Genomic DNA, 5206 nt, shown 5'->3' with positions numbered 1-5206 from the left:
TCGCCGCGGGAGGTGTTCCGGCACCAGAGTGTGCGGGCTTTGGCGGCGGTGGCGGCCGAGGAGGCGGCCGGTGCGGTGGGGGAGCCGGAGGGGGCGGGGATCGGTCCGGTGGACCCCACCCCGATCATGCACTGGCTGGCCGGACGGGACGGACCGATCGGCGGGTTCAGCCAGACGGTGGTGCTGCGGGTCCCACCGGAGCTGGGGCTGGAGGCGCTGACGGCCGGGCTGCAGGCCGTACTGGACCGGCACGACGCGTTGCGGCTGGTCTGCTCGGGAGCGGAGGCGCTGCGCGGGGACGGTCGAGGGGTGCTGGAGGTGCCGCCGCCCGGATCGGTGCGGGCGGACGAGTGCGTGCGCCGAGTGGAGGTCGCGGGGGAATGGTCGCGGGTGGTGGCCGAGGCGGCGGCGCGGTCGCGGGCGGAGCTGGATCCGGCGGCGGGCCGGATGGTGCGGGTGGCGTGGCTGGACGCGGGTCCGGGGGTGTCGGGTCGGCTGGTGGTGACGGTCCATCACCTGTCGGTGGACGGGGTGTCGTGGCGGATCCTGCTGCCGGATCTGTTCGCGGCCTGGGAGGCGGCTCGCAGGGGTGAGGCTCCGGTGCTGCCGGCGGTGCCGACGTCGTTCCGGACGTGGGCGCGGATGCTCCGGGACGAGGCCCGGACCCGCACAGGTGAGCTGGACGACTGGATCGACATCCTCGACGGACCCGACCCCCGCATCGGCCACCGGCCGCTCGACCCGGACAAGGACACCGTCGCGACCGTCCGCACGCTCCGGCTCACGCTGCCGCCCGAGCGGACCGAACCGCTGCTCACCACTGTCCCGGCGGCCTTCCACGGCCGGGCCCTCGACGTGCTGCTCACCGGTCTCACCCTGGCCGTGGCGCACTGGCGACGGAAGCGCGGCGGGCGGGGCACCTCCGTCCTGCTCCATCTGGAGGGCCACGGCCGGGAGGAGATCGCCGGCGGCGTCGACCTGTCCCGGACCGTCGGCTGGTTCACCACCCTGTACCCGGTCCGGCTCGACGCGGGCGCCACCGCCTGGACCGACGGGCGGACCGTCACCCGGGCGGTCAAACAGGTCAAGGAGCAGCTGCGGGCCGTTCCGGACAACGGCATCGGGTACGGCCTGCTCCGCCACCTCGCCCTGGAGAGCGCCGCCGAACTGGACGGGCTCCCCCGGCCGCAGATCGTCTTCAACCACCTCGGCCGGGTCGCGACCGGCGAGGGCGACTGGAACGTGGTCCCGGCGGAGCTCGGCGGTCACGACCCGGAGATGCCGGTGGCCCACGTACTGGAGATCAACACGACCGTCCACGACCGTCCGGACGGCCCCCACCTGGAGGCGGTCTGGTCCTGGCCCGACGGGGTGCTCACCGAGGCGGAGGCCGAGGAGCTGGCCGGGACCTGGTTCGACGCGCTCGGCGGGCTGGTCGCGCACGACTCCGGCGGGCACACGCCGAGCGACCTCCTGGTCGAACTCGACCAGGACGAGATCGACCGCATCCAGACCGCCTGGGAGGACCGATGACGCAGGTCCAGGACATCCTTCCGCTCTCGCCGCTGCAGCGGGGCCTGTTCTTCCACGCCCTGCACGACGAGCACGACGTCTACACCGCCCAGGTGACGCTCGACCTCGACGGCCCGCTCGACGCGGCCCGGCTGCGGCGGGCCGCCGAACGGCTCCTGGACCGCCACCCCAACCTGCGTGCGGGCTTCTGGCACGAGGATCTCAGCCGGCCCGTCCAGGTCGTGCCGGCACGCGCCGACCTGCCCTGGCGCGAGGTCGCCGGAAACGAACCCGGCCGAGTGACCGCCGAGGAGCGGGCCCGTCCCTTCGACCTGGCCCGGCCGCCGCTGCTCCGGTTCGCGCTGGTGCGGCTCGGACCGGACCGGCACCGGCTGGTCCTCACCCACCACCACATCCTGCTGGACGGCTGGTCGACGCCGATCCTGATCACCGAGCTGCTCGCGCTCTACCTGGACGTGGAGGCCGCGCCCGCGCCGCCGTACAAGGGCTATCTGGCCTGGCTGGCCCGGCAGGACCGCGACGCGGCGCGGGAGGCGTGGGAGCGGGCGCTCGACGGGGTGGACGGGCCCACGCTGGCCGCACCCGGAGCACCCGCCGCGGCCGCCCCGCCGGAGCAGGTGCGTCTCGAGCTGGACGCCGAGCTGACGAGGGCCCTCACCCGGACGGCCCGCCGGCACGGCGTCACGGTCAACACCGTGCTCCAGGCGAGTTGGGGCGTCGTGCTCGCCCAGCTCACCGGACGCGACGACGTCGTCTTCGGCTCCGTGGTGTCGGGCCGCCCGCCCGAACTGCCCGGCGTCGAGCGCATGGTCGGCCTGTTCGTCAACACCGTCCCGGTCCGGGTACGGCTCCACCCCGGCGAGTCCTTCGGCGACCTGCTGGCCCGCCTCCAGGACGAGCAGGCCGAGCTGCTGCCCCACCACCACCTCGGCCTGACCGAGATCCACCGCGGCGTTCTCTTCGACACCGTCACCGTCCTGGAGAACTACCCGTTCGACCCGGCCGCGGCCGGTGCCTCCCTCGGCGATCTCCGGCTCACCGGGTTCGGCTCGGCCGACGCCCACCACTACCCGCTCGCGCTCGCCGCCGTCCCCGGCGAGCGGCTCACGCTCCGCCTGGATCACCGGCCCGACCTGTTCACCGCAGCGGAGGCGGAGCGTCTGCTCGGCCGGGTGGGGCGGCTGCTCGCCACGGCGGCCGGAGCGCCCGGCACCCTCGTCGGACGTCTCGACCTGCTGGAGGAGGCCGAGCGGCGGCGGATCGTCGAGGAGTGGAACGACACGGGTGATCCGGTGCCCGGCCGTACGCTGCACGGACTCTTCGAGGCGGCGGTGGCGCGGGCCCCGGGGGCCGCCGCGCTGGTGGACGGCGGGACGACCCTGACCTACGGTGAGCTCAACGCCCGCGCCAACCGGCTGGCACGGCTGCTGCGGCGGCGCGGAGCGGGCCCCGAACGGGTGGTGGCGCTGCTGCTGCCGCGCTCGGCCGACCTGGTCGTCGCCGCGCTGGCCGTGTCCAAGGCCGGTGCCGCCTACCTGCCGGTGGACCCCGGCTATCCCCCCGAGCGGATCGCCGCCATGCTGGACGACGCGCGTCCGGTCCTGGTGGTCGGCGGCGAGCTGCTCGCCGCGGCGGACGTGTCCAGTTTCGCGGAGGGGAACCTCACGGAGGACGAGGTCCGGGTGGAACTCCGGAACCCGGCTTACGTGATCTACACCTCGGGTTCGACCGGCCGCCCCAAGGGCGTGGTCGTGACCCACGAGGGCCTCGCCGCCTTCGCCGCGACGCAGCGGGACCGGCTCCGGGTGGGACCGGACGGCCGGGTGCTCCAGTTCGCCTCGCCGAGCTTCGACGCCTCGGTCATGGAGATGCTCATGGCCTTCGCCGCCGGGGCCGCGCTGGTCGTCCCGCCCGAGGGCGTGTACGGCGGTGCGGAGCTGGCCGTGGCGATCGAGGAGCGGCGCGTCACCCATGCGCTGATCCCCCCGGCGGCCCTGGCGAGCGTGCCCGCCGCACGGCTGGAGGGCTTCCGGACCCTGGTCGTCGGCGGCGAGGCCTGCGGGCCCGGGCTGGTGGAGCGCTGGGCTCCCGGCCGGTCGATGGTCAACGCCTACGGCCCGACCGAGGCCACGATCGCCGCCACCATGAGCGGCCCGCTGCGCCCCGGCGGGGTCCCGCCGATCGGCTCCCCCGTCCGGGGCACCCGCGCCTACGTGCTGGACGGGCGACTCCGCCCGGTCCCGGCCGGTGCGCCCGGTGAGCTGTACCTCGCCGGGCCGGGCCTGGCCCGCGGCTACCTCGGCCGGTCGGCGTTGACGGCGGAGCGGTTCGTGGCGTGTCCGTTCGGTGTGTCTGGTTCGCGGGGGGAGCGGATGTATCGGACGGGGGATGTGGTGCGGTGGCGTGCGGACGGGGTGCTGGAGTTTCTGGGGCGGGCGGATGCGCAGGTGAAGGTGCGGGGGTTCCGGATCGAGCCGGGTGAGGTGGAGGCGGTGCTCGCCCGGTGTCCGGGGGTGGCGGGTGCGGCGGTGGTGGTGCGGGAGGACCGGCCGGGGGATCGGCGGCTGGTGGCGTACGTCGTGCCGGAGGTCTCGGGGGAGGAGCCGGATCCCGACGGCGTGCGGGGGTTCGCGGCGGAGCGGTTGCCGGGGTTCATGGTGCCGTCGGCGGTGGTGGTGCTGGCGGGGCTGCCGGTGACGGGGAACGGGAAGTTGGATCGGGCGGCGTTGCCGGTGCCGGAGGTGTCGGGTGGGGGTGGGGGGCGGGGTCCGCGGTCGGTGGTGGAGGAGGTGTTGTGCGGGGTGTTCGCGGATGTGCTGGGGATCGAGGGCGTCGGGGTGGAGGAGTCGTTTTTCGCGTTGGGTGGGGATTCGCTGCTGGCGGTGCGGTTGGTGGGTCGGGTGCGGTCGGTTTTGGGGGTGGAGGTTTCGGTTCGGGCGGTGTTCGAGGCGCCGTCGGTGGCGGGGTTGGCGGGGGTGGTGGAGGGTGCGTCGGGGGTAGTGCGTCCGCCGGTGCGGGCGGTGGCGGGGCCGGGAGGCGGGCTGGAGGGTGGGTCGGGGGGCGGGGTGGCGTTGTCGTTCGGGCAGCGGCGGTTGTGGGTGTTGAACCGGTTGGATCCGGGGTCGGGGGTGTACAACCTGCCGGTGGCGTTGCGGCTGGTGGGGCGGGTGGATGTGGGGGCGCTGGCGTGGGCGTTGGGGGATGTGGTGGGGCGGCATGAGGTGTTGCGGACGGTGTTGCCGGAGGTGGGTGGGGTGCCGTTCCAGCGGATCCTCGACGCCGCCGAGCTGTGTGACGGGTCCGGACCGGGCGGGTTCCCGCTGGAGGTCGAGCAGGTCGGGGAGTCCGGGCTCGCCGAGGCGTTGAGCGCCTTCGCCGGACGGGGGTTCGACCTGGTGGCCGAGCCGCCGCTGCGGGCGCGGCTGTTCCGTCTCGGTCCTGACGAGCAGGTGTTGTTGCTGGTGGTGCATCACGTGGCGGCGGACGGGTGGTCGATGGGGCCGCTGGCGCGGGATGTGATCGCGGCGTACGCGGCCCGTTGCGAGGGGCGGGAGCCGGGGTGGGCGCCGTTGCCGGTGCGGTACGCCGATTACGCGTTGTGGCAGCGGGAGTTGCTGGGGGATGAGGCCGAGCCGGGGAGTGTGGCGGCGGGGCAGGCGGCGTTCTGGCGTGG

The 5206-nt window shown here is 74.8% G+C and carries 2 protein-coding genes; both read left to right on the top strand.

From position 1 onward, the window contains the following. Positions 1-1533, top strand: a 1533-nt coding sequence (locus IEZ07_RS35050; RefSeq protein ID WP_301549380.1) for a condensation domain-containing protein, incomplete at its 5' end; no start/stop codon positions are given. Further along, on the top strand, positions 1530-5206 hold a 3677-nt coding region (locus tag IEZ07_RS35045; protein ID WP_191898736.1), incomplete at its 3' end, for a non-ribosomal peptide synthetase. The genes IEZ07_RS35050 and IEZ07_RS35045, both read left to right, overlap by 4 nt.

Source organism: Planomonospora parontospora (genome assembly GCA_014647935.1).
In the GTDB taxonomy this organism is placed as follows: Bacteria; Actinomycetota; Actinomycetes; order Streptosporangiales; family Streptosporangiaceae; genus Planomonospora; species Planomonospora parontospora.
The sequence above is the reverse complement of the archived record's forward strand: the minus strand, read 5'-3'. Positions and strand labels throughout refer to the sequence as shown.